The following is a 3,723-nucleotide window of genomic DNA, read 5'->3' as shown; positions in this document are numbered from 1 at the left end:
TGTATTAAATAGAGAGTTTATTGTAAAAATGCCTTCAAAAGTTTGGGTTTCGGATATTACTTATATCCAAACTAAAGAGGGGTTTGTATACCTGACCACTATTATGGATTTATACGACAGAAAAATTATTGGTTGGAGTTTAAGTGACGCAATGAATACAGAAGAAACTACGCTTGGAGCTTGGAAAATGGCGGTTAAAAACCGAGATGTCGATGAAGGTTTGATTTTTCATTCTGACAGAGGTGTCCAATATGCCAGTAAAAAGTTTGTAAATGTTCTTGATTCCTATAAAAAAATAACCCGCAGTATGAGTCGTAAAGGAAATTGCTGGGATAATGCTGTGGCGGAAAGCTTCTTCAAATCTTTGAAAACGGAATTGATTTATGGGGATAAACTGATTTCTAAAGAACAAATGAAACTGGAGATCTTTGAATACATTGAAATTTGGTACAATAGAAAAAGGAGACACTCTGCTTTGAATTATGCAACTATTGAAGAATTTAACAATCAAATTAATTACAAAAATGTAGCTTAACTTATACTGCAGGTTTTATTTGCATATCCAGTTTTAGCCTCTTGTAATCTCTCTACTCATTTTACGATAACTCCATAGTGTTGACGGCATGTAATCGGTTCCGTTCAACCGCGGCTTCATTGTTCGTCTTTCAGACGCAACGAAGCCTTAGCTGTTAGCAATAGTTATTTTCTGTTTATGAGCATTTCAACTTTCAAGTTATCTCTAAATAATACTACAGAATTTAACTTGCCATCTTTAAAATTAAATTTTAACAAGTTTGGATAATCTACAATTTTAAACAAGCCATTTTTTAGATATATTAACTCATTTTCATTTTTCCCTTTATAAAGTTGCAGTAATGGAGATTCAACGTAAAGTTTAGTATTTTTCTTAATGATTTTAGTATTCATTCCTTGACCATAAAGGAAATCATCATAAGTTCCCACTAATTTATCTTGAAGAAGCAAAGGAATTTCCTGAGTTTTTTGACTTGGTGTTGTTTTGTTCCAATTTAGAAGCGTCAATAAATTAGTTTGAGTTTGCTGAAAAACTGGAAATCGATTTGGTTTCTCCCCGTTTGCCATATAAACAAATCCATTTCCATCGGTCATTGTTGCAAATATTTCACTTCCAACACCAGTATTCGAACCGCCACATCTAATCCAATCAAAATTGTTATATCCAAAAGACCTTTGTGGACCATAACCCCAACCACCAACTGCATTTTTTAATGCTGTTACTTCCGTAATTTTTTTCGCAACTTGGTGAGAAATCACTTTGTTATTCTTATTACGCAATGCATTTTGAATTTCAATAGTTAATTGTGCTAAATCATTTGGCGTAGACCATAATCCTGATGCTCCAATTTGCGGTGTTATAGGTAATCCTGTTTTTATAACTTTTTCATTTTCATCGTGAACAAGTGCAACATCTGATAAAAACCCTTTTTCATTCGGCTGAATCATTGTCGTGTTTTTTAAGCCAAGCGGAGTGAAAATATATTCATTTGCAAGCGTTGCAATAGAGGTATTAAAAGTATCTTCTAATGCCATTTGTATAATTACATAACCGCCACCGCTATATTGCCAATTAGTGCCTGGAGTAAACAAAAATTCAATTTCCTTATCATATCTTGGTATTTGACCTAAAAGACTTTGCTTTATTGTGGGAATTGTATCTCCTTCATAATAATCGGCAAATCCACTCTGACTTGTTCCGGCAGTATGATTTAGAAATTGTCTCCAAGTTGGACTGTTATTTTCTGTAAACGAACTTTTTGGTAAGTGCCAACGCTTTAAATAACCGTCTATTGGATCATCTAAATTAAGTAAGCCTTTCTCTTCAAGAATATGACAAAGAATTGATGTTATTGGTTTTGAAATGGATGCTGTAGAAAAAGCTGTGTTTTGGTCTATTTTCTCATTTGAATTGGTTGACTTTACTCCAAATTGATTTGAATAAACTACTTGATAATTTTCAAAAACTACAATACTAAAACCTGCGAGTTTGTTCTCTTTTAATTGTTGGTCTATGTTTAAACTTTCAGTAAGGTAACTGAAGTTTTTTTTTGGAAAAGTTTTAAGGCTCGTTTTGCAACTCGAAAATAATACTGTCAGAATTAGTAAATAAATTGAAATTTTCATTGTATCGATTTTATGGTTAAAAATTATTTCGATGCAAATATGTGGGAGAAAGTAATTCTATGCGACCGAGTGAATGTATTCGAACGCATTTGCAGATAAAAATAAGTACGAGTAATTACAAATAACTGAATTATAGATTTTTACGATATTCAGTAGGAGTGGAATTTGTGTATTTTTTAAAGGCCGTATTAAAAGAAGATTTAGAATTAAAACCTACTTCGTACAGAATTTCTAAAATTGTTAAGTCATTTTTTGTGGTATCTTTTAAAATTTTCTTGGCATATTCAATTCGATAGGCATTAATGAAATCATAAAAATGTTGGTTTAATTGATGATTAATTAATAGGGATAAATTACGAACCGGAATTTCAAGAGCATTAGAAATATCTTGAATTGTTAGTGATGGATTAAGAAATGGTTTCTCCTCAATTATATATTGCTGCAATTTCAGTAAGTCTTCATTGTCTTTTTTGTCAATTGTGATTAATTGTTTCTTCTTTTTTTCTTCTAAAATAAGATCGGAAACTAATTTTAATTTTGAATCTATATTCCGAAACAAATTGGGATGCTGCAATGCTTTAAATAAGTACCAGCAAATCAAAATTAATTGAAATAATAGTACAGCAATTTTTATCCACTCAGAGATATTTTGATATTCAGAAAATTTAAAAATGTTTTTAATAAGTACAACGGAATATAAAAAAGTCAGTACTGTCGTAAACTGAAACAACCAATTATAGGAATTTATACTTGTTCCTGCATGATTTTCTAGATATAGTTTTTTTGCTTTCTTTAAGACCATAAAAACAGCAATAATGTACACAATTATTTGAATATGGAAGAGAACATGATTGAATTGCAGTTCTATCCTATTTTGACGATTTACAATAAAATTAATTTTAGAAGCAAGATCTACGAGATAAAAACGCGGTATTAAAATTGCATTCGCAATTAAAAATGGAAGTACGTGCAGGAAGTGTTTTGGTTTCAGTTTAAAGTCAGAGTAACAAACTGATAAAATGTAAAGGTAAAATGCAGGAATTTGTAAATATGCAAATGTATTTCTTAACATTCCCAGATTTGAAGGGCCATTTACTGTTAAGTTGAATAACTGTTCACTAGTATCTATGGCAGTAATTATTAAAAAAAGAGCAAAAAGAGCATTACTTAATTTGTGTTTTGTTTTAACACTTAACAGAAAAATTACCAAAAATATTGAAATGAATATTGAGATTGCTGAAATAATAATTAATAAATTACTTATGTCCATTCTCTTTTTTCTGTATTTGGTTTATAATTATTGTTAACGTTTCGCTGATTTGCGAGGTTGCGAACTTCGTAACCGAGATTTTTCTGCTAATATAAAATTTCTTGCGAAAGATAAACTTGAATTTACCACTTATTTCGCAATCTCGCAAAACCGCTGTGTGTGCCTTGCATGCACTTCTATTCCTACAAACGTAAGGAATTATCTAGAGGGTGCAAGTCCCTTATCGGCAAGTTGTTGAGATTATATTGAGCCGATTAGCTAGTGGCAAGCTCGGAAGAAGTGATTCTTTGAGT

3 protein-coding genes are annotated in these 3,723 nt (G+C 31.2%); 1 reads left to right on the top strand and 2 read right to left on the bottom strand.

Annotation, left to right across the window (positions count from 1 at the left end):
- On the top strand, positions 1-535 hold a 535-nt coding region (locus AP058_RS00105), incomplete at its 5' end, for an IS3 family transposase (protein WP_066305334.1).
- A gap of 164 nt (positions 536-699) precedes the next feature.
- Here the strand turns inward: AP058_RS00105 and AP058_RS00100 are convergent.
- Positions 700-2,160 carry a serine hydrolase gene (locus AP058_RS00100; protein WP_066305332.1) on the bottom strand — a complete coding sequence of 487 codons (1,461 nt, stop codon included), beginning with the start codon at positions 2,158-2,160 and terminating at the stop codon, positions 700-702.
- A gap of 130 nt (positions 2,161-2,290) precedes the next feature.
- Complete coding sequence (locus tag AP058_RS00095; protein WP_231739437.1) at positions 2,291-3,232, bottom strand: AraC family transcriptional regulator; 942 nt, start codon at positions 3,230-3,232, stop codon at positions 2,291-2,293.
- Positions 3,233-3,723: the final 491 nt, after the last annotated feature.

Source organism: Flavobacterium sp. TAB 87 (assembly GCF_001529295.1).
Classification (GTDB): domain Bacteria; phylum Bacteroidota; class Bacteroidia; order Flavobacteriales; family Flavobacteriaceae; genus Flavobacterium.
Note: the sequence above shows the minus strand (reverse complement) of the source record. Positions and strands in the feature narration are given on the sequence as shown.